At 34.9% G+C, this 26,623-nt stretch carries 25 protein-coding genes; 18 read left to right on the forward strand and 7 right to left on the reverse strand.

The window, feature by feature from the left end; genetic code table 11:
* Nucleotides 1–66 precede the first annotated feature (66 nt).
* The 3 genes from INT04_RS12115 to INT04_RS12125 all read right to left on the reverse strand — a co-directional run bounded on the left by INT04_RS12115 (nucleotide 67) and on the right by INT04_RS12125 (nucleotide 2,695).
* Entirely contained in the window at nucleotides 67–645 is a 579-nt protein-coding gene (locus INT04_RS12115; protein WP_319022970.1) for a YebB family permuted papain-like enzyme, read from the reverse strand.
* Between the two features lie 190 nt (nucleotides 646–835).
* Entirely contained in the window at nucleotides 836–1,660 is an 825-nt protein-coding gene (locus INT04_RS12120) for a VanW family protein (protein ID WP_193016388.1), read from the reverse strand.
* Nucleotides 1,661–1,780: 120 nt separating this feature from the next.
* Nucleotides 1,781–2,695 (reverse strand): LysR family transcriptional regulator, encoded by a 915-nt coding sequence (locus INT04_RS12125; RefSeq protein WP_193016389.1) that lies wholly within the window; start codon nucleotides 2,693–2,695, stop codon nucleotides 1,781–1,783.
* Nucleotides 2,696–2,805: 110 nt separating this feature from the next.
* On the opposite strand from INT04_RS12125, the gene INT04_RS12130 reads away from it, so the two are divergent.
* From INT04_RS12130 to INT04_RS12175, 10 genes are all read left to right on the forward strand, one after another.
* Nucleotides 2,806–4,299 (forward strand): SLC13 family permease, encoded by a 1,494-nt coding sequence (locus INT04_RS12130; protein ID WP_226894091.1) that lies wholly within the window; start codon nucleotides 2,806–2,808, stop codon nucleotides 4,297–4,299.
* Nucleotides 4,300–4,321: 22 nt separating this feature from the next.
* The gene (locus INT04_RS12135) at nucleotides 4,322–4,927 is read left to right on the forward strand and encodes a histidine phosphatase family protein (RefSeq protein WP_193016390.1); all 606 of its coding nucleotides are present in this window, start codon (nucleotides 4,322–4,324) and stop codon (nucleotides 4,925–4,927) included.
* Nucleotides 4,928–5,524: 597 nt separating this feature from the next.
* Nucleotides 5,525–6,049 (forward strand): fimbrial protein, encoded by a 525-nt coding sequence (locus tag INT04_RS12140; protein WP_193016391.1) that lies wholly within the window; start codon nucleotides 5,525–5,527, stop codon nucleotides 6,047–6,049.
* A gap of 67 nt (nucleotides 6,050–6,116) precedes the next feature.
* Nucleotides 6,117–6,785, forward strand: a complete 669-nt coding sequence (locus INT04_RS12145; RefSeq protein ID WP_193016392.1) for a molecular chaperone — start codon at nucleotides 6,117–6,119, stop codon at nucleotides 6,783–6,785.
* Nucleotides 6,786–6,809: 24 nt separating this feature from the next.
* Nucleotides 6,810–9,320, forward strand: a complete 2,511-nt coding sequence (locus INT04_RS12150) for a fimbria/pilus outer membrane usher protein (protein ID WP_193016393.1) — start codon at nucleotides 6,810–6,812, stop codon at nucleotides 9,318–9,320.
* Nucleotides 9,321–9,393: 73 nt separating this feature from the next.
* Nucleotides 9,394–9,915 carry a fimbrial protein gene (locus INT04_RS12155; RefSeq protein WP_193016394.1) on the forward strand — a complete coding sequence of 174 codons (522 nt, stop codon included), beginning with the start codon at nucleotides 9,394–9,396 and terminating at the stop codon, nucleotides 9,913–9,915.
* Nucleotides 9,916–9,926: 11 nt separating this feature from the next.
* Complete coding sequence (locus tag INT04_RS12160) at nucleotides 9,927–10,424, forward strand: fimbrial protein (protein ID WP_193016395.1); 498 nt, start codon at nucleotides 9,927–9,929, stop codon at nucleotides 10,422–10,424.
* A 22-nt stretch (nucleotides 10,425–10,446) separates the two neighbouring features.
* The gene (locus INT04_RS12165) at nucleotides 10,447–10,740 is read left to right on the forward strand and encodes a helix-turn-helix domain-containing protein (RefSeq protein ID WP_193016396.1); all 294 of its coding nucleotides are present in this window, start codon (nucleotides 10,447–10,449) and stop codon (nucleotides 10,738–10,740) included.
* Nucleotides 10,721–11,704: a fimbrial protein gene (locus INT04_RS12170; protein ID WP_193016397.1), complete on the forward strand. Its 984-nt coding sequence runs from the start codon at nucleotides 10,721–10,723 to the stop codon at nucleotides 11,702–11,704. Before INT04_RS12165 ends, INT04_RS12170 begins: the two co-directional genes overlap by 20 nt.
* 49 nt (nucleotides 11,705–11,753) lie before the next feature.
* Nucleotides 11,754–12,056, forward strand: coding sequence for a helix-turn-helix domain-containing protein (locus INT04_RS12175; RefSeq protein WP_193016398.1), 303 nt, complete (start codon nucleotides 11,754–11,756; stop codon nucleotides 12,054–12,056).
* A gap of 76 nt (nucleotides 12,057–12,132) precedes the next feature.
* Here the strand turns inward: INT04_RS12175 and INT04_RS12180 are convergent, their stop codons facing one another.
* Entirely contained in the window at nucleotides 12,133–13,605 is a 1,473-nt protein-coding gene (locus INT04_RS12180) for a DASS family sodium-coupled anion symporter (protein ID WP_193016399.1), read from the reverse strand.
* A gap of 520 nt (nucleotides 13,606–14,125) precedes the next feature.
* On the opposite strand from INT04_RS12180, the gene INT04_RS12185 reads away from it, so the two are divergent.
* Nucleotides 14,126–15,031 (forward strand): LysR substrate-binding domain-containing protein, encoded by a 906-nt coding sequence (locus INT04_RS12185; RefSeq protein ID WP_193016400.1) that lies wholly within the window; start codon nucleotides 14,126–14,128, stop codon nucleotides 15,029–15,031.
* Nucleotides 15,032–15,109: 78 nt separating this feature from the next.
* Here the strand turns inward: INT04_RS12185 and INT04_RS12190 are convergent, their stop codons facing one another.
* Nucleotides 15,110–15,982, reverse strand: a complete 873-nt coding sequence (locus INT04_RS12190; RefSeq protein ID WP_193016401.1) for a pirin family protein — start codon at nucleotides 15,980–15,982, stop codon at nucleotides 15,110–15,112.
* Between the two features lie 283 nt (nucleotides 15,983–16,265).
* Here INT04_RS12190 and INT04_RS12195 point away from each other — a divergent pair, with 283 nt between their 5' ends.
* The 7 genes from INT04_RS12195 (at nucleotide 16,266) to INT04_RS12225 (ending at nucleotide 24,205) form a co-directional block, all read left to right on the forward strand.
* Nucleotides 16,266–16,943, forward strand: a complete 678-nt coding sequence (locus INT04_RS12195) for a hydrolase (protein WP_193016402.1) — start codon at nucleotides 16,266–16,268, stop codon at nucleotides 16,941–16,943.
* Nucleotides 16,944–17,050: 107 nt separating this feature from the next.
* Nucleotides 17,051–17,617 carry a YceI family protein gene (locus INT04_RS12200; protein WP_193016403.1) on the forward strand — a complete coding sequence of 189 codons (567 nt, stop codon included), beginning with the start codon at nucleotides 17,051–17,053 and terminating at the stop codon, nucleotides 17,615–17,617.
* 545 nt (nucleotides 17,618–18,162) lie between these two features.
* Entirely contained in the window at nucleotides 18,163–19,830 is a 1,668-nt protein-coding gene (locus tag INT04_RS12205; protein WP_193016404.1) for an acyl-CoA synthetase FdrA, read from the forward strand.
* Between the two features lie 12 nt (nucleotides 19,831–19,842).
* Nucleotides 19,843–21,108, forward strand: a complete 1,266-nt coding sequence (locus tag INT04_RS12210; RefSeq protein WP_193016405.1) for a DUF1116 domain-containing protein — start codon at nucleotides 19,843–19,845, stop codon at nucleotides 21,106–21,108.
* A gap of 45 nt (nucleotides 21,109–21,153) precedes the next feature.
* Nucleotides 21,154–21,981: a DUF2877 domain-containing protein gene (locus INT04_RS12215; protein WP_193016406.1), complete on the forward strand. Its 828-nt coding sequence runs from the start codon at nucleotides 21,154–21,156 to the stop codon at nucleotides 21,979–21,981.
* A 47-nt stretch (nucleotides 21,982–22,028) separates the two neighbouring features.
* Nucleotides 22,029–22,934 carry a carbamate kinase gene (locus INT04_RS12220; protein WP_193016470.1) on the forward strand — a complete coding sequence of 302 codons (906 nt, stop codon included), beginning with the start codon at nucleotides 22,029–22,031 and terminating at the stop codon, nucleotides 22,932–22,934.
* A 26-nt stretch (nucleotides 22,935–22,960) separates the two neighbouring features.
* On the forward strand, nucleotides 22,961–24,205 hold the full coding sequence (locus INT04_RS12225) for an MFS transporter (protein WP_193016407.1): 1,245 nt from the start codon (nucleotides 22,961–22,963) through the stop codon (nucleotides 24,203–24,205).
* A 58-nt stretch (nucleotides 24,206–24,263) separates the two neighbouring features.
* Here the strand turns inward: INT04_RS12225 and allS are convergent, their stop codons facing one another.
* The gene (gene allS, locus INT04_RS12230; protein WP_193016408.1) at nucleotides 24,264–25,178 is read right to left on the reverse strand and encodes an HTH-type transcriptional activator AllS; all 915 of its coding nucleotides are present in this window, start codon (nucleotides 25,176–25,178) and stop codon (nucleotides 24,264–24,266) included.
* A 376-nt stretch (nucleotides 25,179–25,554) separates the two neighbouring features.
* Nucleotides 25,555–26,376, reverse strand: coding sequence for a CPBP family intramembrane glutamic endopeptidase (locus INT04_RS12235; RefSeq protein WP_193016409.1), 822 nt, complete (start codon nucleotides 26,374–26,376; stop codon nucleotides 25,555–25,557).
* Nucleotides 26,377–26,623: the final 247 nt, after the last annotated feature.

Genomic DNA, 26,623 nt, shown 5'->3' on the forward strand with positions numbered 1-26,623 from the left:
TTTATAACTAAAGAGAATAATAGGTTATATTATTCTCTTTAGTTTAGGCGGTGAAAAAATAGAGTATTAATTAATGTTTTCATGACTACGGTAGACTAAAGATAAATGGGGATGTAGCCATAAACTGGCGGGTGTGACCGTTGTTCTTTCCCAAGGAATTTGCCCAATAAACCACAATTTCCAAAATTGTAATTTTGCATTAGGGTTTTTACTTAATAACTCTTGGAAGGTTTCGATTTCTCCAACTCGAATAGAAAGTGCTGATTTATAAATATCAAAAACAAATTTAGAGCAAAACTGACGGGAAGAGTCGTATTTAAAACCGGTGTGGTAAAGCTTATTTAATCTTTCAGGAACTTGTGCAACAAGTGCACTTTTTTGCTCATCAGAGAGTTGTGTTGATAGGCGGCGTATTGCATAGCGCTTACCCGCAGAGCGGTTAATAAAGCGGGTTAATGTGGTTGTGGTTGAGAGTGGAACTCGACTTTCGGCAACTAAATAATCTTCACCATTATGGCCAATAATAATGCCGACATGATTACTCCAACATAAAGATGCGGAGGAGATTTGACGAAATAAAGAAGTGCCAATACATGTAAATACAATATCACCAACTTCTAGTTTTTGTGGGTAATCAATTTTTATCATCATTATATGACCTATTAAATGGAGACGTAATTATTCTTCTTTGACCCTAATAGATATATATGGTTTCTATTTGATAACTCAATAACCTTAAAATAAAAAGTGAGCTTTAATTTAAGATAGTCTTAATAATGAGATAAAAACAATATTTTACTCATAATAAGAATATTAAAATAATTATTTAACTGAATTATTTTAGTTGTTCGTCAGAAATATCATATTTTACAGCGACACTATTTTTATACAATAATTCTGATTTAATTAATTGCGGGAAGGCACCGACATTATTCTTAGTATAAATATCTCGCCATATTTCATTACAGCGATATACTTGTTCTTCTTTTTTGACAAAAGAAGACGATTTCTCATAGACATGATAGCGATATTCTCTTGCTTCACTGCAACGTAATTCGCCTTCTAATTGGTGTTCTGCCACATGTAATTTAATTTGATAATCATAAGATGTCGGATTGTATAAAACTAAATCCACATAATTGTAGAAAATGGCAGCACCTGATCCAAAAGGGAGTACTCGCCCTTCATCCGGAAAGGGGTCAAAGCTGTGATTTGCTTTTTCAATTACGTTTAATTCAGAATGAAGTGCTAGCCAGTGAATTAAATTACTTGCCTGACAAATGCCACCTCCTACGCCTTTTCTGGCTTCGCCATAAGAGAGTTGCATGCCATCAATAAAGCCTCTTTTATAGCTTGGTTTACCGACTAAATAACAAAAAGAAAAATATTCACCTGGTTTTATCACTACGCCATCTAACGCTTTTTCGACTAATTTAAGATTCGTTATTTTATTGTATTGTAATTGAATATCGCTTTCGCCACGGCGACTAATTAATTTAGATGTGTGTTTTAGATAACGGTATGAAAGACGATGTTCTGGTTGAACATCTCTGCTGTATTTTCGACCTGAAAAGCGCCAACTAAGAGAACGAAATAAACGACGCTGTGCCACTCTCAACGTATAAAGAATCGGGTGATAAGACGAGAGTGTTCTACGCATAAAATCCTTTTAAACAATAGTAAATAGAAAGGGAGAAACGCGAGTATAATAACGATTTAATGAGGATATTGATACGCCGATACCCTTAAAATACTAGGGTTAAGAATTTAGCCAATAAATTTATTTATTAATATCTTTCGTTAAAATTTGTGCTTGAGATTGTAAGACAGATAAAAAATTCTTAGTAGCTGGAGAGATATATTTTTCTTTATGATAAAAGTAACGAATACCTCGGCTAAATTGAATATCATCAAATGCAATTTCACATAAAAGACCAGATTTTAATTCTTGCATGATAGACAAACGAGATAAAATTGAGATCCCTAAACCATGAATAACACCCTGTTTTATTCCTTCTAAACTATTTATTTCCATCACATTTTTGAGTTCTTTATTATTTTCTTTGATCCTGTCTAATAAAAAATCACGGGTAGCAGAGTGTTCGGGTTTGATCAGAAAAACTTCTGATGTAATATCAGAAAATCTGCAATGTTTCTTTTTTGCCAACCAATGTTCAGGTGAACAAATAAGCACTAAGGGATCGATAAGAAAGGTATCAAGATGATATTCCGTCGGATCTAAATAGATATGATCTGACATGATCAAAAATTCTAATTCTTGGGTATCAAGCTTACGGATAAGTTGGGTTGAACTTGAAATATCCATGCTTAATTTCACATCAGGATATTGCTCTCTAAACTGCGCCATGATTTGAGGTAATAGGTAAACGCCAACAAAATGACTAGCGCCAAACTTAATTTCACCTTTGGAGGGATCATCAAATTGTCGCATATGCTCAGAAGAGGATTTCACTAAATTAATAATCTGAGTTGCGTACTGCTGATACACCTTACCTTGGGGAGTTAAATAAAGCCGATTATTAATCCTTTCAAACAACGTTGTTTGCAATTCTTCTTCTAGTTTTCTGATTTTAATACTGACACTGGGTTGTGTGCAGAATAGACGCTCAGCCGTTTCAGTGACATTAAAACCGTTGGCAAGTAGTAAAAAAGCATCAAGTTGGCTTAAATTCATATCAACACCATAAATTATTTTTATAGTTATAATATATTAATACAATTATCTTTATACCTCAATATTTCTATACTGAATTTCCTACCCCTACATATTAAGAGGAATCGGTTATGGAAAAGACTGCGAAGCGGGATAACATCGCTAAACCAGCGCCATTATCACCAAAACAAAACAGTAATAAAATAACGTTAAAAACAATAGGAATACCTTTAGCTTTATTGGTATTGCTCGTTTTATTTTTTATGCCAACACCCGATGGATTAAGTATTGAAGGGCAAAAAGCCATTGCCATTTTTTGTGCAGCATTAATTTTATGGGTGTGTGGTTCTTTACCTATTTACTTAACATCAATGCTAGTGATTGTTTTACTTCCAATCACGGGCACTGTTGCAAAAGAAAAAGTCGTTTTCGGTACATTAGGGTATGACGTTATATGGCTGATGGTTTCAGCATTTGTTTTAACATCTGCCATGATCAAATCGAATATTGCTAGACGTTTTGCTCTGTGGATGATCACCAAGTTTGGTCAGACACCGAAAAAAGCATTATTTGTTCTTATATTAATTAATTTCAGTTTAGTTTTCTTTGTACCTTCAACGACCGCCCGCGCTACATTAATGGTGCCTATTTGTATGATCTTATTAGAGATACATAAGGCAATTCCTGGAAAAAGTAATTATGGGAAATTAATGATGTTGCAAGGTGTGCAAGCTGATGCCTTAGCTACATCTGGTGTAATGACTGGAACGGCGGCCAATATTATTGCGGTTGGTTTTATTAACTCACAAGCGGGAGGCTCTATTGGGTATATGGATTGGCTAATTGCCTCTTTTCCATTAGCCATTGTTGGTATGACACTCTCCTTTTTTATTGGATTAAAACTATTTTCTTTTAAAGGTGAAGTTGATTTTGAAGGTTCACTGGAAAAATTAAAAAAAGAACGTTCTCAACTTGGTGCATTAACAAAAAATGAGAAAAAAGCCATGTATATCTTTTTAATGGCGGTGTTCTTATGGGCAACAGAAAGTTATCACCAAGAAATGTTTAGTTTCAAAATTAGTGTTTATATGACGGCTGTTATTGCTGCCATTCTCTGCTTAATGCCTCGTATTGGTTTATTAACGTGGAATGAAGCCAATATCAAATGGGATCTTATGATATTTGCAGCAGGTGCCTATGCGGCTGGTAATACTTTAGAATCTACACAAGGCGCACAATGGTTAATTGGTAAAATGGTTTATGGACTTGGACTCGAAAATATGAGTTCGACGATGGTTTATATTGTGGTTGTCTTTATTTGTATGTATAGCCATTTGATTTTTACCAGTAAAACAGTAAAAACAACCATATTAATCCCAGCCATTATTGCACTTGCCAAAACCTTAGATATGGATCCTGTCACATTGGCATTAGCTGCGTCATTTACACTGACTTATACCATTACTTTACCACCACATTCAAAAGTAAATACTATCTATTTTTCAAGTGGTTATTTCAGTGTGTTAGAGCAAATGAAATATGGATTAATTACCTGCTTTGTTGGTGCAACGGTAATTTCTATTGCGATATTCACTTGGTTCCAAATTCTCGGATATGGTCTTTAAACCATTAGATTAAGGAATAATAATGAGACTGATTTTATTAAGACACGGCGAAACCTTATGGAATATGGAATCACGCTTACAAGGACATGCTAACTCGTGTTTATCACCGAAAGGTGTTAATCAAGCAATGGCAATAAAAGAGAGTATTAATTTATTATCACCAACTCGGATTATTACGTCAGATTTAGGACGAACAGTACAAACAGCGGAAATTGTTGGTCACCCTGAAGCCGTAAAAGAACCATTATTGCGTGAATTAAATATGGGCGAATGGACAGGACAACGAAAACCTGAACTAATAAGACATCATGCAGATAAATACAAAAACTGGCGAGCTGGCACATATACGCCACCGAAAGGTGAAAATTGGTTTGATTTTTGTGATCGTATAGGTGCGGCATTACAAGGGTGGGTACATAAAGAGGACAGTGATTTACTTGCAGTTGTCCACAGTGGCGTAATCCGAGCAGCATGTAAGGTATTTTTAAACTTATCACCTGAATTTTTATTACCAGCAACACCCGGAACAATAACAATATTTAATTTTGATCTTAATTCTGATAAAGCACCAAAGTTAGAAGCCTACAATATTGGTTCTTATATGCCAGATAAGAATGTTGCCGATTAATTAAATTGAAAATTACTTTAAATTTAATTACATTATTAACGATTTATAAAATATTTAAATAAAACACTCCGATATTAAATCAGAGCAAGGGAAACCTTGCTCTTTTTTTATGTAAAAAATAAATCATATATTTTAAATGCAATATTTTTAGGGATAGAAAGTGAAAATGTAACTGATAAGTTAAAAGAAATTCCGTTTAAAAAACGTACATTAAGTTTCCAAAGTAGTCGATTAGAATGAAAAAACAGCTTACTTTATACAATAAAAATAATGTTTTTTTTAATTAACACATTATGAGTTAGAAAATAAGATAAAAAATTTTTTATTATAAAAAAAGAGTGTTTAACTTTTATTTTGATTTAACAACTCTGTTTCAAAGTATGAAAAGTAAATTTAATTAAATATAAAATTTATAGCTTAACTAATAATGAGTCGCCGCGGTTTAAAATTCTAATTATAAATATATTTAAGTATATTATACCGCTATAACCAAAACTTGTTTATTGTAAAAAACAATTAGATAATACTCACATACTGAGTTAATTAATTTATTTTGATTAATTTAGTGTATTTAATAAAAATTAATTGGAGAAAAAAATGAGAAAAAATTTACTTGCAACATTAATTGCTGCAGCGTCTATTTTTGTCGCTAATAATGTATTAGCAGCAGATGGTACTATTGATTTTACAGGGGAAATTATAGATAACGCTTGTGAATTGGCGGCGGGTTCTGATGCTTTAAAAGTTAATTTAGGTAAAGTATCTAAAACAGCATTACCAAGTACAGGAAGTACTGCGGCTGCAACTAAGTTTACTATTAAATTAATTAATTGTCCTAAAACAGTTACTACAGCATCTGTTAAATTTGATGCGGACTCTTATTTAGGTGATGACAGTGTTATTGCGCTAAAAAAAGAATCAGGTGTAGCGACAGGTGTGGGTATTCAAATTACAGATGATACAAATGTTGTTGTTCCTTTATTTACGGCATCTAAAGCCTATCCATTAAAAGAAGGAACTGAAAATAATTTAGATTTTAGAGCACGTTATATTGCGAAAACAGATTCTGTTACAGCAGGTTTAGCTAATGGCAATGCAACATTTACTATTAATTATAATTAAAATCAATTAAATATAACTTAAGGTTTAAAGGGACTTAAACCTTATTATTAAATATTCTGGTGATAATATGAAATCTATTATTTTACTTTTTATTTCTATGTTTTTTTTTATTCATGAAGTGCATGCAGGCGTTATCATTAGTGGAACGAGGGTTATTTATACTGAAGGAAATAAGAACGTTAGTATTAATGTTGAAAACCCAGACGAAATTCCTTATTTGATTCAATCGTGGATAGATGATGCTGATGAAAATAAACAGTCAAAATTTACCATTACACCGCCTTTATTTAGGTTAAACCCAGATAAAGCGAATACATTGCGGATCTTTTTAACAGAAGGAAATTTACCCAGCAATCAAGAATCTCTTTTTTGGTTAAATATAAAAACAATACCTGCAACAGAAAAAACAGAAAATTCGTTACAAATTGCATTTAAAACACAAATGAAACTAATTTATAGACCTGATAAATTTAAAAAGGTTAATTTTGAAGAAGAACAGAAAAAATTAATATGGTCAAAAGTTGGAAGCAAAATTAATGTTAATAATCCAACGCCTTACTTCTTTAATTTTCAAACAATTAAATTTAATGGAGAAACAGTAAATGATGTTTCTTATGTCGAACCTTTTTCAATAAAATCGTTTGATATAAATAATAATAATGAACATGGTACGATAAATTGGGAAGTAATTAATGATTATGGTGCTAGTGTGAATTTATCCGAAGTGAAAATATAATAAATTATAAATTTAGGTTTTAATATGAAAATTAGCAAAGTATGTATTAGCCTAATTTTATATTTAGGCTATACGGCTTTATCGTATGCAGAAAAAAATGATTTAAATAATCTTTATTTCGACCCTGATTTTCTTGAATTATCAGGTGAAGATATTATTGATTTATCTTCTTTCGAGAATAACGAGCAATTAGAAGGACACTATTATGTTGATATTTATGTTAATACTAACTTAATATTAACTAAAAACATTAAGTTTGAAAAAAACAAAAACAATCAACTTACGCCTTGTTTATCGATACAGGATCTTAACGATTTTGGTATAAAAACAATTGAATACCCCAATTTAAATGCTGAAAATAAACACTGTGTAGATTTATCTGTAATACCTGAAGCAAAAAGTGAATTAGAATTTGATGTACAGAGATTACACTTAAGTATTCCACAAATAGCTTTATCTAAAAATCCGCGAGGTTATATAGATTTAGATAGTGTAGATAACGGAATAACGGCACTTTTATTAAATTACAGTTATAGCGGCTCTAAGAATGATGATCGCAAGGATAATCATTCTAATACGACATCACATTATATAAATTTAAGACCCGGATTTAATTTTGGACCGTGGCGTTTTCGTAACTATACCACATGGTCAAATACAGATGGGCAATCAGGCAAGTGGGATACAGTTTATACTTATTTATCTAGAAATATTAATAAGATAAAAAGTCAATTAATGATGGGGGATGGCGTTTCTCAATCAGCTATTTTTGATAGTGTACCATTTAGAGGGGTTCAATTATCAACAGATGATGACATGTATCCAGAAAGTCTGAAAGGTTATGCTCCAGTAATAAGAGGAATTGCACGTAGTAATGCTCAAATAACTATCAAACAGAATGGGTATATTATTTATCAAGCAGACGTTGCTTCAGGACCATTTGAAATTAATGACTTATACCCAACAGGAAGTAGTGGTGATTTATATGTCACGATTAAAGAATCGAATGGAAGTGAGCAGCATCAAATCGTTCCTTTTGCATCTTTACCTGTTTTACAACGTGAAGGTTATTTGTCTTACAGTGTGACAGGGGGAGAATACCGCTCCTATGATAACAATGTAGACAAAACTAAATTTGGACAATTTACATTAATTTATGGTTTACCTTATGGTGTAACGACTTATGGTGGTAGTCAATTAAGTCAAGATTATCAATCTTATTCTATGGGAGCAGGAAAAAATTTAGGTGTTTTTGGTGCCGTTTCTGTCGATATCACCCATGCCAGCTCAACGTTTAATGATGGAGTTAAGCAACAAGGGCAGTCTTATCGTTTTAGATATAATAAGAACTTGAATGATATAGGAACAAATATAGCTTTAGCGGGTTATCGTTATTCAACCAGTGGTTTTTATAGTTTATCCGAAGTATTCGATAGTTTTAGAAATACCAATTATATTCCAGAAGCTGAACGTCGCCGTAATCGTGCTGAAATTACGATTAACCAATATTTAGGTGAAGGAAATGGCTCTCTGGCGATAGGTTATATAAAAGAAGATTATTGGAATAGTAATAGAAAAACACAATCAGCTACTTTAGGTTATAACAATAGCTGGCAAGGCGTTAGCTATGGAATGAATTATACCTATAATAAAAATACTAATCGCTACTCTTATGTATCAGGTGAAAAGAGACAAAGTGATAATGAGCATTTATTTGCTTTTTCAGTAAGTGTTCCTTTTGATGTCTTTGAAGATACTTTTTATTACAACTTTAATGCTAATAGTAGTAATAAAAATGCAAGTACAGGGAGTGTAGGAATTTCTGCTTCTCAGCTCAATAATCGATTAAATTGGAGTGCACAACAAGGATTTACCAACCAAGATCAAGGATCTTCTGGAAATATCAATGCATCCTATAAAGGTCAACTAGGTGATATTACTGGGGGGTATAGCTATAGTAAAGATAACCATAATCTTTATTACGGGGTCAATGGTAGCGTAGTTGCTCACTCTGGAGGACTAGTCCTTGGACAACAACTGGGTGAAACAGCAGCGATTGTTGATATTCCAAATGCAGGTAATATTACGATATTAAACCAAGCGGGTGTTGAAACCAATAATACTGGGTATGCATTAGTGCCTTATGTCACGCCGTATCGTAAAAACACCCTAGAAATAGATACGTCAATATTACCTGAAAATACAGAAATGGAGCTTACGAGCCAAACGATTTCACCAAGTCGAGGTGCTTTAGTTAAAGCTGATTTTTCTGCTAATGTGGGCTATCGGGTATTAATGACTGTCAATTTTGCAAACAATAAACCCGTTCCATTTGGTGCTCAGGCTATATTTGAAAATAAGAATCAACTAAATAGTATTGTTGGTAATGATGGTGAGGTTTATTTATCAGGATTAGAAGAACGCGGAAACTTTACAATTAAATACAATAATGAAACATGTCATGTTAATTATGATTTATCAGATATCCTCGATTATTTAGGACTCTATAAAACTACAGTGACTTGTCAGCAGTAAATTTAATTAAAATATGCTTAGCCCAGTTATTTTTTTAATAGCTGCCGATATTTGCTACGTGTAGGAAAGTAAAATGAAAAAAGTAATAAGTAAGATTATTTTAATAATGGGAGTAATGATAAGTTTCCCTTCATTGTCTGGTAGCACTGTTAATCTCAATTTTTCTGGAAATATTAAAGCAGCAACTTGCAATATATCAGGAGGAAGTAATATTAATATTGATTTAAAAGAGATGCCTGCGAATTTATTTAATACAACAAATTCAAGTTCGGTGTGGAATGATTTCACAATTAAATTAGTTAATTGTTCACCCACAATAAATCAAGTAAAGCTAACTTTTTCTGGAACAGCCGATAGTGCTGATAGCAATAATTTATATAAAAATGAAGGGACTGCAAAAAATATCGCGGTGCAATTACAAAATAAAAATAGCAATGGTCTTATTCCGTTAGGTAATCAAAAATCACTGTATATAGCCGTTAATGGTCAGTCGTCAGTGAATGTTCCGTTAAGAACCCGTGCATTTAGTAAGCTTGGAAATGCGACACCAGGTACGGTGTCTGCAAAAATCACAGCAACCATTGTTTATATGTAAGGGGGAAGATTATGTGGAAAATCATACTATTATCTTTATCGTTATTATGTTCTCCTTTAGCAATAGGAAATATTGTTAATATTAATGTATATGGTTCTGTCATTGCATCACCTTGTGAATTAGACACAAAAAATTATTTAATTGATCTAAAGAAAATAAATGTCAGAGAGATTAAAGCTAATCAACAATCTGACTGGGTAAATTTTTCTATAAAATTAAAGAATTGTCCAATAACAACACGTCAAGCCACAATGACATTAAAAGGAGTAGTTGATCCTAATCATTCTGAATATTTTATTAATAATGGCACAGCTAAAAATACAGCATTAAATTTAGCTACACAGAGCAATAAAGTTATTATAAAAAATAATGATAAATTAACTGCAAATATTAATCAACAAACGCACAATGCTGAATTTCCTTTATCAGCAAGAATTATTGGTTATGGAAGTAATATCACTGTCGGTTCATTTAGAAGCCATCTTGAATTTACACTTCTTTATAATTAAAGACGAATAAAGAGAATAAGAAATGAGTCACATTTATCCAGCATCAAAAATAATTGGAAAAAAGATAGCTTATTATCGAACTATGAATGGACTCACGTTAAGTGAGTTGGCAGAAATAATTGGTATCAGCCAACAACAGCAATCTAGATATGAACGAGGTATTAATAGAGTTAGTTTGGATAGACTTTATCAATATGCTCGTGCTTTTGATATTTGTTTAAGTCAATTTTTTATTTTAGATGAAGAAGAAAAAAAAGAGATGAAAACTAAAATAATAGATAATTTAGGAGATAAATATGCGCCATATAAGCACTAAAGCTATTTTTTTATTAGGTGGGGTTTTATTTTATTCTACATATGCTTTTTCCGCCTGTATTCAAAATCCGAATTTAAAAAACATTCGAGCTAATATACCTAATAAAGTGTATACACTTCAATATGATGATATGAGGACTGGGTTATTAGAACAATTTACAGTTAGCTATAGAACTGGACCCATAACTACTTATTCAGGAAATGATGGAGAATGTGGTAACGCTATAGTTTCAGCAAGTTATACAAATGGATGGATACCCAATGCAAACAAGATAGCACAGACAAATATTCCAGGCATTGGAATACAGGTCTATTTTAATAAGATAGGCGCTTTAAATACAACGTGGTCTGAAGAGGGAACAGGTATTACTAATAAGTATAGATTTCTTGAGCCTTCTTGGACAGTTAGAATAATAAAAACAGGCCGAGTGACTCAGTCAGGAAGTTTGCAATGGGGGGAGATTGCAAAAGCTGTACAGAATAATACAAAACCTAAAAATAGTACTTGGAATTTAACATCATTATTTATACCGTTAAATGCAATAAAAATAAACTCCTTAAAATGCAGCACTAAATCAGCAAATTATAATGTTAATTTAGGCACTTGGTACGATACTCAATTTAAAAATATTGGGGATGTCAGTAAAAATGTGGATATTCCGATTACATTAAGTTGTGCTGCTGGGACAAATATCAAAGCAACAGTAACTAGCAGTGCTGGGTATATAGACGTTAATACGGGAAAATTAAAATTATCAGGAACAAATCAAGCAACAGGTATTGGAATACAGTTATTAGATAAAAACAACAATCCTATTAAATTAAATACCAAGAATAATTTACAGAATCAAGTCGCATCGGGTGATTACATTTTTGGTTGGAAAGCACGTTATATAAAAACAGGAAATAAAATAACACCAGGAAGTGCAAACTCAATTGCGACAGTTAATATTTTGTATGAGTAAAGAGTAGGTCTGTTTTTGATATTATTATTTTTATTTTATCGGAGATGTTATGAATAAAGAAATATCAAAATTAGTTGGCGCTAAAATTCGAGAATTAAGAAAAACACACAGTATGAGTGGAAGTGAGTTTGGTGCATTGCTGGGAATAAGCCAACAGCATCAATCTCGCTTTGAAAATGGTGAATCTAATATTCATGCGGAAAGTATCTATATATTATCTTATCTTTTTGATCTCGATTTAAGTTATTTTTTTGATGAGGTTAAAAAAATAACGGGTGAAGGTAAAATAGATCATAAGAAAAATCATTATAAATCGGAGTCTATTATCGCGAGTAGTGATATTTGGCGTTAACTCTATAAGATGCCTAGTTCTATTGTTAGGCATCTTATATTTGTATTTTATTTAATACTCTATTCTTTTAAAATCTTTACCAATAACCTAATACTTTCCACCATAAACTACCTAAGGTTATCCAGACAATAAGATTAACCACACTCATCACAAAGCCTGCTTTCCACCATTCGCCCAATGTGGCATAGCCAGAACCGAAAATAATGGGCGCAGTGCCTGTGCCGTAATGTGTCAATGACATCATTAATGAAGATGAAAACGCCAAAATAAGCCCTAACAACATTGGTGGTGCACCAAGTGCTAAACCTGCAGCATAAAACGCGGCAAACATCGCGGTAATATGAGCAGTGGTACTGGCAAAGAAATAGTGAGAATAAACATAAATCAGTACCAGCAATATCATGCCACTGACCCAACTAATCCCCATACTGTCAATACTTGCCCCCACACTGAGTGACAACCATTTAATTAATCCTAGTTTTCCTAAGAAGGATGCCATCATTACAAGAGCAGAGAACCAAACAACGGTATCCCATGCCCCTTTATTTTTTAAAATGTCATCCCAATTTAAAACACCCGTACATAATAAAACCGATAGGCCAATAAATGCGGCTGTTGTTGCATTTACACTAAATCCGTCACCAAATAACAATGCAGGTATACCTGCCCACATAATTAATAATAAGGCAAATACCGTTAAGGTGATTTTTTCAGGTAATGAAATAGGCCCTAATTGTGCTAGACGCTCGTTAGCAAAATGAGGTGCATTCGGTGTATGGGTTATTTCAGGTTTATAAAGTAGATAAATAACAATCGGCATCAAGATTAATGAAACGATAGCAGGTACAAATGCGGCAATTGCCCACATAGACCAACTAAGCTCATGTGTAGGATCTGTTTCACTAATAATTAAACTCACAATAAGTGGATTAGGTGCCGTTGCTGTAATAAACATGGCTGAAGTAATCGGATTTATATTGTAGTTAACCAAAGAGAGATAACGTCCAATTTTTCCACTTGTACCATCTTCTGCTTTAGAATTAAAACTGTCTGCAATTGAGCGCATAATAGGGTGAATAATTCCCCCACCTCGTGCCGTATTACTTGGGGTTACGGGGGCGAGTATTGTTTCTGCAATCGCTAATGAGTAGGCTATTCCAATTGTTTTTTTACCAAACAAGGAAATAAAGTAATAACCAATTCTGGCACCGAGACCGGTTTTATTTAGGCTCATAGAAACCATAATGGAAATACCAATTAACCAGATAAGATCATTGGAAAAACCACTCAAAGCATCGCCGATAGCCGCTTTGGTTGAATTAGGATTAGTGACACCGGTAACAGCGACTAATGCGATAGCAATAATAGAAACAGCACCGATAGGAAGTGCTTTACCAATAATGGCGGCGATAGTACCAACAAAAAGAGCTAATAAGTGCCAAGCATTAGGGTCAACGCCTTGTGGTACGGGAATAAGAAACCAGATAATCAGAGTGATAGAGACAGCGATTAATGTTGGTATGGGTCGTAATGGAGTTAATTTGTTCATCAGGTTATTCCATTAGGTTGCAGGTTAAATAAATAATCGGAAGTAAAAATAAAGCTAATAAGTATTTTTATTAAGGATGATCTTATTAACATATTATTAAATATTCATTGACTGATGTCATGAAAATAAAATTATTTATTAACTTATTTTTAAAATAAATTTTTTTATGTAACTTAACGTTATTAAAATACAAAGTGATTATATATCCTTTTGTTTTATAAAATATTTTATTATTGTAAGAGTAAGGTAATAATAAAAACAATTTCAATGATAGGTGGAAATAAAATTTAATTATGGTATGTCAATTAATTCAGTATCACATTTATAATATTAAAGTCATTGAGATTTTAGATATTATGTTATTATTCTAGATCGGCTTTATTTTATTAACCTATGTGATTATAATGTTATTAACAATAGTTGAATGATGGTAAATAATATTTACAATTATTTTTACCATAATATCAATGCCTGAAACAATTCAGCTAAATATTGAAGATAACCTAATGGGTGATACACAATGAAGTATGATTTAAATGACCTCTACTATTTTGTGAAAGTCGTTGAGTTTGGTAGTTTTTCTCAAGCGGCTGAAACATTAGGAATACCTAAATCTAAGCTGAGTCGCCGTATTGCTGATTTAGAACAAAAACTCAATGTCTCTTTGATTTACCGTTCTACACGGCAATTTCATGTTACTAAAATCGGGCAAACTTTTTATCAACAATGTAAAAATGTGGTTGCAGAAGCTGAAATTGCTGAAGAGGTCATTTGTTCAGCACAAGGGCACCCACATGGTACAATTAAGCTCTCTTGTCCTGTCGCATTATTACAAATATATATTCAAAATATTTTGGTCGATTTTATGGAAAAATATCCGGATATTCATATTCAGATATTAGCCATTAATCGGCCAGTTGATGTAATTAGTGAAGGTCTTGATCTTGCTTTACGAGTAAGAGCCTTGCCGCTAGATGATTCGGGGCTAACAATGAAAATTCTAGGCTATTCTCGACGAGTGTTAGTTGCGAGCCCATTATTATTTCAAGGGCGAGAGATCCCGAGTTCTCCCGAACAACTTGCAGATTACCCTATTTTGGCCAATAGCGAACATTCCCAACAATATACGCTTACACTCACTCATGAAGATGGTGCCATTTCTACACAGCATGTGACGCCTAAATTAGCCACAACCGATGTTTTGACACTTTATAAAGCCACATTAAAGGGATTGGGAATAACTCGATTACCCTTGAGCGTGGTTGAAACAGAATTACGAGAGGGGACTTTAATTGAAGTATTACCAAGCTGGCGTTTCCCTAAAGATGTGATCCATGCAGTTTATCCATCGAGAAAGGGGCTATTACCGGCTATTCAAGTATTGCTGGAATATCTGGCTGATAATATGTCACCAATGAAAGAGTAATATTGATATAAAAACGGCTCCAAATATAAAAGGGAGCCGTTTGAATGTTTATTGTTTTATGCTGTATTGAGGAAAGTATTACTCGTTAGGAATGCGACCAAACTTACCTTGGTTAAAATCATCAATGGCTTGCTTGATTTGTGCTTCGCTATTCATCACAAAAGGGCCATAACCCACCACAGGTTCATTAATAGGTTCACCGCTGAGATATAAGACAACCGCATCTTCAATCGCTTCAAGATTAACAGAGCCACCTTCATTATCTAAAATGACCAAATCGCCAGCGTGTAATTGGGTTTGATTATCAAGATAAACACTACCATGTAAAACTACTAAGCCAACATAACGATCTTTTTTCGTTGGTAATGTGGCCGATTTTGCACTCTTTAATTGAATGTCCCATACGTCAACGGGTGAAAAGGTTTTTGCTGCGCCATGTGTGTCGTGATAATCACCGGCAATAATGCGCATTTGTCCGGCATTATCTGCTAAAGGAAGTACAGGGATCGCGCTTTCTTTTAGCAATTGATAGCCAGCTGGTGCCGATTTAGCCTCAGATGGAAGATTAACCCACAATTGCACCATATCTAATACGCCGCCTTCTTTGGTAAATGCATCTGAATGGTATTCTTGATGCAAAATACCTGATGCTGCGGTCATCCATTGAACATCACCAGAGCCAATAACGCCGCCTTCACCGGTTGAATCGTGGTGTGCCACTTCGCCTTTATAAACAATAGTCACTGTTTCAAATCCACGGTGAGGGTGTTCGCCTACACCACGGTTATGGCCTTGAGATGCAGGAAAATCCGTAGGGCCTGCTCGATCTAAAAGTAAAAATGGATTTAAATATTTACCATGGTTGCTATAACTAAAAAGTGAGCGAACATGAAAGCCATCACCTACCCAATGTTGACGAGGTGCTTTATAAATACCAATAATTTTTTTCATAATGATGTTCCTATAAGATTTCTATAGGTTCTATTTTAGAGGGATTAATCTATTTAAGTAGTGCTAAAAATAGATTTCATTATTCTGAAAATAGAACAATAACAAAATATTTCAGTGTTCTATTTTTAGAATAGTGTTTATCATAATTGACACTACCGCACTTTTAATTAATTGATTATTGTTTATTGAAACGACAGGGAAATAAGATGATAAATATTATCTTCTAATATTCCCCTTCAATCTTATTAATAATCAATCTTTATCTATTAAAAGGTATAAATAAATGAGTGCTCCAGCAAATTTTAATGGACAACGTCCTGTTATTAATCCAGAAGATGCGGTGATGTTATTAATTGATCATCAAAGTGGTTTATTTCAAACGGTTGGTGATATGCCAATGACTGAATTACGAGCGCGTGCCTCAGTATTAGCAAAAATGGCAACATTAGCTAATATACCTGTTATTACCACAGCATCCGTACCACAAGGTCCTAATGGCCCATTAATTCCTGAAATTCATCAAAATGCACCACATGCAAAATATATTGCCCGTAAAGGTGAAATTAATGCATGGGATAACCCTGAATTTGTTGAGGCAATTAAAGCAACAGGCAAAAAACAATTAATTATTGCCGGTACTATCACCAGTGTTTGTATGGCATTCCCTGCAATTAGTGCCGTTGCTGAAGGTTATCAAGTCTTTGCCGTGATTGATGCATCAGGTACTTACAGTAAAATGGCGGAAGAAATTACCTTAGCTCGCGTCGTTCAAGCGGGTGTAGTACCGATGGATACCGCAGCAGTTGCTTCTGAAATTCAAAAAACATGGAACCGTGCTGATGCAGCAGAATGGGCGCAAGCGTATACTCAGATTTTCCCTGCTTATCAGCTATTAATTGAAAGTTATAGCAAAGCTCAAGATGTATTAAAAAATAATGAAGCCTTAGATTCTCAACGTTAATTTATTCTTGATTCTCTTTGTAGTTTGTATTCTCTGTGTTTAAAAAATGTCTATAAAGTATTTTCTTTATAGGCATTCTCTTATGAAAAATATATTAGGAAGTTATAATGAAATTTATTTTACCTGCCATATTATCCTCATTATTATTTGTGCCTACAATACAGGCTAGTGAATATAAACTTGAGCCAACACATACTAAAGCCATGTTTTATATTGATCACTTTGGCACTTCAACCAACAGTGGTGGCTTTTATGAAATTGAAGGTGACTTAACCTACTCCCCAGAAAAGAATATAGGAAAAATAAATGTTTCTATTCCAGTTAAAACATTAAATACAGGATTAACGGCATTTGACAATCATGTTAAAAGTGCGGATATCTTAGAAGCGGGTAAATACCCAACGATTCAATTTTCTTCAACTCAGTGGTATTTTTCAGATAATAAACCCATATTCATAGAAGGGTTATTAACGATGAAAGGAAAAACACTACCCGTTAAATTAACAACAACCAAATTTAATTGTTATGAAAGCCCTGTATTTAATGCCCCTGTTTGTGGTGGGGATTTTGAAACAACCATTAAACGCTCAGATTGGGGGGTGGACTTTTTGGTTAAAGAAGGAATGGCTGATACTATGACATTAAAAATTCAAGTTGAAGCTATTAAGCAGTAAGTTAAGTCATATTTATTTATCTTTTATAGAAAGGCCTTGTGAAATATAAGGCTTTTTTTATTTTCATATAATAATAAATATAATTTAAGTTAGGTGTTAAATTCTAAAAATAGAGATAAAAAGCGTTTTATTTTTAATTGTTGATAATAATGATTTATTGTTGTATGTTATCGAATTGTTGCTTCATTTTTATTTGTTATTGTTTTATATGGTTTTTATTTCACCCTCTTTGTTTGTTCTTCGTTAAATTTTACTTTTTTATTTTTGATTTTATCTCTGAATTAATAAACTTTCCTCATCATAATTTATTTAATAAATATCGTTCGATTGAATAAAAATTTTTTACAATAAATAAGTGTGACTTCAATCACTCTACATTTTGATATTTCTTCAGTATGTTAATACCCAGAGATTCAAAATTAATAAATCAGACATTTATTTTATATTGCTTAAGTGTTTAAGCAAATAGGCTTCTTATTATCAAAAAAACGAAATGCAAATAGATATGTTCTATTCCATATATTAAATGCGTTAAGGATATCATAATGATCCATGCTTTTATTAAAAAAGGGAGCTTTCAGGATTCAGTTAGCCTGATGATTATTTCCCGAAAATTAAGTGAAGCCCCAGAGGTGGAAGAAATTTCCGTCATGATGGGAACACCAGCGAATAAATCTCTTCTTGATGTCACCGGCTTTTGGCATGACATGTTTAACGAAGCAACACCGAATGACATTTGTGTATCGATTAAAGCTGAATCAGACGATCCTGCCATTATCGACATGATTTCTACTGCGCTAGAAGATGCATTAGCTGATATCGCCAGTGGTCAAAAAGGGGGCAATAAATTAACAACAGTACGCAGTTGGCGTACTGCCAAACAAAAAAGCCCTAATGCCAATATGTTACTGATTTCTATCGCGGGTGAATATGCGGCAGAACTAGCAGACACAGGATTAGACGATGGTTGTAACGTTATGCTGTTCTCTGACAATGTTTCTATTGCCGATGAAAAAGCATTAAAAGAAAAAGCAGCAGCTAAAGGTCTGATTGTCATGGGACCTGACTGCGGTACGGCAAATATTGCGGGGGCTCCTCTTGCTTTTGCAAATATCGCACCTAAAGGATCAATTGGTATTGTTGGTGCATCAGGCACCGGTATTCAAGAAATTACCTCTCAAATTGTTTTACAGCGCCAAGGTATTTCTCACTCAATTGGCTTAGGTGGACGTGATTTAACTGAGCAAATTGGGGGGATTAGTGCAATTACTGCTATCAATATGCTGGCTGCTGATCCTAATACTCGTGTTATTGCCTTTGTTTCTAAGCCACCAGCACCTGCGGTTCGTCAAAAAATCATTGCAGAAATGAAACGTCATAATAAACCGATTGTGGCGCAATTTTTAGGAACGACACCTGAAAAATTCCAAGATGACAATATTTATTTCACTCGTACGTTAGATGAAACAGCACGTATTGCGGCTGAATTAGCACGTGTTGAAGATATTGCGGCTGAGTTACCAAAAGTGACGGGTAAAAAAATTATCGGTCTTTACGCTGGCGGTACATTAGCAGCTGAATGCGCCATGTTGTTATCAGAAAAATTGAATGTTGAAGTCGATAACGAACATAAACAAGGCACGATGTTAGATGCCGATGGCCACAAAATTATTGATATGGGTGATGATTTCTATACACAGGGTAAACCTCACCCAATGATTGACCCATCAACACGTAACAAATTTATCAGCGAGCTAAGCAATAAAACAGAAGCAGGCGTGTTACTGGTTGATTTTGTTATTGGTTATGGTGCAACTCAAGATCCTGCCGGCGCGTTAATTCAGGAAATTAAAAAACTGAATGAAAAACGTGGCGAAGCCAATCCATTAATTACAATCGCAACCATTACTGGAACTGAAGACGATCCCCAAAACCGCAGTGAACAGCATAAACAGCTAAAAGAAGCGGGCATTATCGTGATGGATACGTTGCCAGAAGCCGTTTTATTAGCAAAAGAATTAATCCAGCCACATCCAGCAGAAGCTCATGCTGAAGTGTCGCCACTGCTTAACGGGATCTCTGTGATCAACGCAGGATTACGTAGCTTTGCAGACGATCTGCAATCAAGTGGCACCCCTGTTGTTCATTATCAGTGGGCACCTATCGCAGGTGGCAACAAAAAACTGGCTGAAATATTAAAGAAATTGAAATAAGGAATTGCAGATATGTACTCAACTATCGAACAAGCGAATGAAGCAGTTATCGAACGTATCCGTGAAGCCCGTCCTCACTGGTGTGATGTTAGCTTAGCAAAAGAAGTTGTCCCTGCTTTAGAAACAGGTAAAAAACTACTTCATGCGGGCCCTCCTGTGACTTGGGGTGAAATGAGTGGCCCTGTTCGCGGTGCCTGTATCGGTGCTTCTTTATTTGAAGGCTGGGCTGAAACTGAAGAACAAGCTCTTGCTATGTTAGAAGCGGGAGAAATTGAGTTTATCCCTTGCCATAACGTGAATGCCGTTGGCCCGATGGGCGGTATTACGTCTGCTCATATGCCAATGCTGGTGATTAAAAACCTTGTTCATGGCAATGATGCTTACTGCAATATGAATGAGGGTATTGGTAAAGTCATGCGCTTTGGTGCTTATGGCCCTGATGTTCAAGAACGCTTACATTGGATGCAAAATAGCTTAGCGCCAGTATTAAAAGCAGCTATTGCTACTTTTGAAAACGGTATTGATCTGACTGCAATTATGGGTCAAGCAATTACCATGGGAGATGAATTCCACCAACGTAATATCGCCGCTTCTGCACTGTTACTGCGTCAACTTGCACCAGTATTAAGCACGTTAGATTTTGAAGCAGATGAAATCACGAAAGTGACTAAATTCCTGAGCATGACAGATCAATTCTTCCTGAATTTAGCCATGGCTTATTGTAAAGCCGCGATGGATGCAGGCGCTCAAATCAAACAAGGCACTATCGTCACTGTAATGACACGCAATGGTAGCAATTTTGGTATCAAAATCAGTGGAATGGGTGACCAGTGGTTTACTGCTCCAGTCAATACACCACAAGGTCTGTTCTTCTCAGGCTTTAGCCAAGCAGATGCAAACCCAGATATTGGTGACAGTGCAATCACTGAAACCTTTGGTATTGGTGGCGCAGCAATGGTTGCAGCACCAGGTGTTACACGTTTCGTTGGTGCATCTGGTGGTATGGATGCAGCGCGTGAAGTGACTGAAGAAATGGCTGAAATCTATCTTGCTCGTAACATGATGTTGCAAATTCCAACTTGGGATTTCCAAGGTGCATGTTTAGGCTTAGATGCGCGTCGTGTTGTTGAAACGGGTATTACGCCACTGATTAACACAGGTATCGCACATAAAGAACCAGGTGTTGGTCAGATTGGTGCGGGAACAGTACGCGCACCTTTAGGTTGCTTTGAAAAAGCGATTGTTGCACTGGCTGAAGAATTAGGCGTTGATGCTTAATCTCGCGTGATAACAACAAAAGCACAGCAATAAAGGGGGGGCATTATGCAAATTCGAGCACTTCAAACCAGTCAGCATATTACTGATTTTGAAGGTGAGATTAAATGTGTGGGCATTTATGACCATGCTTTGAATTTCATTTGCCCTCAACAACGCTTAATCACTTTTCATCGTGAAGGAAGAGGATTAAGTCCGATGGGATGGTTACTGAAACAAGATGATTTCGATTATTTTGCCAAGCAGTGTCGTCCTTCGGTTGTAATGCATCTTACAAATCATCAAGCGACACTCTCAAATACGCTCACATTGGTTGCAGGTGATATTGAGAATTTGCGCTTACAAGATAAAGCAGATTTAGATTTACGTTGGTTAGAGAGTTTTTTCTCTTTGTTATCACCAACAATTGCAACAGGGCTTTATGGGCCTTTGAAAAATTATCGTCAAATTGCACAAATCGGTGAAATTAGATTATTAGTTAAGCTATTTCATAATCAACTGTCAGGTAATGCTGTTAACTGGGCCATTTTTACAGGGAAAGGCCCCGGATTAACACCAAGTTCAGATGATATGCTAGTGGGGATGTTATTTGCACATTATTTAGCAGAACCAGAAAAAAGTCTTAATCATTTTTTTAATGACACGCCTCCTTTATCTGAATTGACAACAGTTGTCAGTAAGCATTATTTGGAATATGCCACACAGGGAATATTTTCTACCTATCTCATTCAATTAGGTAAAAAAATAAAAAATAAAGAGATTATTTTTAAGGATATGTTGGAAATACTCTCTATTGGTCATCATTCTGGCGCAGATACATTACTGGGATTATGGATTGGTTACCAAACTAAAAAACAACAACAGCATATTAATTAATTTTTTTTAATAAAAAAATTTATATAAACATTCGGATACGGATAATGATGAAAACAATTGTTATTGCTTTAGGCGGAAATGCATTATTGCAACGCGGAGAAGTTTTGTCTGCTGAAAATCAATATAAAAATATTGAGTTAATGTCAGAGACAATTAATAAATTAGCAAAAGAGTATCGTGTTGTATTAGTACACGGTAATGGGCCTCAAGTAGGTTTACTTGCATTACAAAACCTTGCATATCAAGATGTTCCTGCATATCCATTAGATATCTTAGTCGCGGAAAGCCAAGGTATGATTGGTTATATGATGGCACAAAAAATTAATCAAAATAACCCTGAACAAGCAATTACTACTGTGATGACACGTGTTTCTGTTGATATTAATGATGAAGCATTTAACGATCCAAGTAAATTTATTGGACCTATTTATGATGAAGCTGATAAAGAAGCGTTAATTGCTAAGTATCAATGGACATTTAAACAAGATGGTAAACATTATCGTCGTGTTGTGCCATCACCAACACCGAAAAAGATTATTGATATCGAAGCCGTAAAACTTTTATTAGATAAAGGTCATGTTGTTATTTGTGGTGGCGGTGGGGGGATCCCAGTCAACAATACAAATAATGAATTTATTGGCAGTGAAGCCGTTATTGATAAAGATTTAACCGCAGCTTTAATTTCTCGTGAATTAAATGCAGAGCACTTTGTTATTTTAACAGAAGCTGATGCTATTTATAAAAATTGGGGTACACCAGAGCAAGCTGCAATTCGTGAAGCAACACCAGAAGAACTTGCTCCAATGGCAGTCTCTGATGGTGCAATGGGACCCAAAATTATGGCGGTGAGTGATTTTGTTAATGCAACAGGGCAGCAAGCCCATATTGGTGCATTACAAAATATTCAACAAGTTATTGAAGGTCAGTCTGGCACTTTAATTTATAAGTCTTAATAAAAAATGCTTTCAGGAGCGTCATTATGAACGATGCACAAGTGAATGAGAAAGGCAAAGTCCCATATTGGGTCAAGCTGACCATTATTTTCTTCTTTGGTTGGATTGCGCTTTATGGTAGCCGTGCCATTGTTGGGCCTTTAATGGTAAATATTGGTGCTGAGTTTGATCTTACCAAAGCACAACTTGGCTCCATCATGAGTATTTTCTTTATCGGCTATACAGCACTAAATATTCCATCAGGCATGATTGGTGATTATTTAGGTAAGAAAAAAGTATTAGTGACTGGGGTTGTACTCTTTGGTGGCTTTACCATTATTGCAGGTATGATGCCAACTTACGTGACCTTTATGTTTGCATGGGTCATGGTTGGGGTATTCCAAGGTTTCTATTATGGCCCTCAATATGGTCTATCTTCGGAAGCGATACCAAAACATCGTATTACATTAGGTAGTGCGATTATTAATAGTGGTATGGCATTTGGTCTATCTATTGGTTACTACATCTCAAGTATTTCTGTTGGTGAGATGGGAATGAGCTGGCGTGCACCGTTCTATATTATTGGTGTACCTATTATTATCATCGGATTGGTGATGTTATGGATCATCAAAGATAAACCCAAATCACAACCTGCGACAGAAAATGGCGAGCCTAAAAAGAAAGTTAAGTTAACATTTAAAGATTTATTTGGTAACCGTAATATTAATCTTGCGTATGTCACCATCTTCTGTTCAATTTATGGCTTCTTTGTATTAGTAACTTGGTTACCGTACTACTTAGAAACTGAGCGTGGCATTACGGGGACACAAATTTCAACTATCGCATCATTAATGCCATGGTTTGCTATTCCTGGATCACTAATATTTAGCTGGATTTCAGATAAAATTGGTCGTCGTAAACCTGTTTTATTAGTAATGTTACCGCTGTCTTTAGTGGCTATTCTTGCTGTACCAATGTCAGAATCTATGCCGGTATTAATTGGTGCTCTGATCCTTTACGGTATTGTTGGTAAAATCAGTACAAACCCCGTTTTGGTCGCTGTTGTTGCCGATAACTCACCTCGTCATGCATTAGGAACATCGTTTGGTGTTTATAACTGTATTGGTATGTTAGGTTCTGTTTTTGCCCCAACGCTGACGGGTTTCTTATCAGATAGAACAGGAAGTATGGACTCTGGTTTCTACTTCGCCGCTGTCTTGATTTGTATTGGTATCGTTGCCAGCCTCTTTATTAAAGAAAGCAACAATAATAATGAAGAAGCAAAAGCGTAATTCGCTACTCAGGTAATCGCTGAATTAGCACTAAAAGGGTAAACTTCGGTTTGCCCTTTTAATTTAAAGGATCATAAAACGATTGCACACTGGGGTGATTTTGTTTAAAAAGCTCGACTAAATAACTGACCACAGCCCCTTTTTTATCTTCACACCATGCCAATGAAAGTGGTGAATTATGGCGACGATTTTTTACTTCTTTAGCAATTAGCTGCCCACTATCAATAAGCGGTTTGCATAAACTTAATGGCAAAAATCCGATACCTACTCCTTTTAAATGACAGGCTAATTTAGTGTGTAAATCAGGCACTCGAATTTCGTGCTGACCGGATAAACGCCACGCTGTACGTTTTGAAAGATGGCGAGAAGTATCTTCGACGTTCACCGCAGAATACATTCTCATTTGATCATCACTTAATACTTCACTGATATTGGCTAAAGGGTGGTTAGGGGCAACGACAAATTGCCATTGAATTTCGCCCATGGCACAAATGTTAATATTATTCTTAAGGGATTCATTACCCGTAACACCGATAGCAAAATGATAGTCTTCATTAATAAGTGCATCCCAGACACCCATAAAGACTTGGCGGGTAATATGAAATTGAGTAGAAGGGAAGCGTTGATGAAGGCATGCGAGCATACTGGCAACGGCTGTGCGATCATAAAGTAGATTATTAATCACAATATTAACTTGATGTTCAACACCCGCATTCATCTGCTGAAGTTCAACGGGCATAGATTCTAACCACACAATCCATTGGCGGCATTTTTCTAATAGATATTCTCCTGCTGGTGTTAACGTCACCGTTCGGGTAGTGCGATTAAACAGTTGAGTACCAATATTTTCTTCTAACGTTTTTATACGATAGCTAATGGCTGCCGATGTTTTATGAAGCATATCAGCTGCTTTTGTAAAACTTTGGCAATCAGCAACCTGTATAAAAGTACGGATCATCTCTTGATCTAACATAGTTTTTGTCCTGGTGGTGAGAAAGGCAAAATATCAGCAAAATGCTGAACTAAAAAAAGCAAATAAAGCAAAGCTTACCTATTTTTTCTAAGGTCTATACCGCAAAGTAAGACAACTTCTTATCGTGTTAATGAATGTTATTATTTTTGGCTTATTGTGGTGTGCCATATGAAGTTTTGATTATTTATCGATAAGCGATAAAGCATACTAACAAAAAATTCACTGGATGATGGACGCAAATAAGAATATCTATATTCTATTTGTGTGATTGCTTTCACGTTTCACTCATCCTTTTGCTGACGAAGTTAAGATATCAGCAAAAGGTGGTGAGCATCAGAATAAAAAATAGCGTCTTGTTGAGATAAGAAAAAAGAGATTAAGCTATTTTAAAAGGATAAGTAAAAAAGAGTAGATGCGTCAGATTAAGTGCAAAGTGAAACGCTGTTGAAACCCAAAGTCTTCCACTCCACATCCACGCTAACCCATAAATAATGCCTGCCAGAGAAGCAAAAATAACCAACAATAATCCCCCTGAAAAATGCGTTAGGCCAAAGATAATAGCGGCAATAAACAGTGCAACGTACGGTGGAAGATAACGTGATAATGTTTGTTGAATAACCCCCCTAAATAGAGCCTCTTCAGCAAGCGAAACAAAAAAGAGGTTTGCGAGAATAAATGCAGGTAACCATTGTGGTAAATGCAGTTCAATGGCTAATCCGCCTAATTTTACGGCGATGAGTAATAATGCAGGAATAGCAATAATCAGCATTATCCAGTGTAATTTGTTCGCTTCTTTTAAGGGGTTGCAGGCAAAAAGAGTGGGAACAAAAATCAAAAAAATAAAAGGTAGCAATGCTTTATCGGCATTGAAATAAAAAGAAAAAGGGGCACTTTTTATTCCTATAGCGGTGTGTGAAAGGTAGCGTAAATTGTTAAAGCCAGGAATAAGGTGAAAGGCTAAACCACTAGCAATAATAATCAGCGCAAGAATAATAATCGCGCGAAGTAGGGGATGTGTTTTATAACGAGAATAGGCAAAAGTTAATAACAGAATACTAAAAATAAGTGGCAAAGTTTGCCATGTAATAACACCTGTTATAAATGCGCTAAGTGCCGTGACTGCAAGTGTAATAAGTGCAAATGTGCGATTAAAACCCAAAAATAACAAAGAAAAAGCAAGAAGTAGCCAAGTGATCATAATGATAGATATTCTTGAATGTAAAGGAGCGCTAGGGTAAAAGATATCTGGTGTTTAGGCTATTATAATGAATGTAAAAATAGAGAAACCAGATCTCTAATTAAGAATATTATTGTTTAATTAATTGATTTTATTGTTAAAATAATTATATTGACTATTGGTCTAAAATTAAAACAAATGTTTAATTGTTATGATGATAATCAATGTGTGCTATTAATTACTATGAGTAAAAAGATAAAAATGCCGA

Source organism: Proteus sp. FME41, assembly GCF_014897315.1.
Taxonomy (GTDB): domain Bacteria; phylum Pseudomonadota; class Gammaproteobacteria; order Enterobacterales; family Enterobacteriaceae; genus Proteus.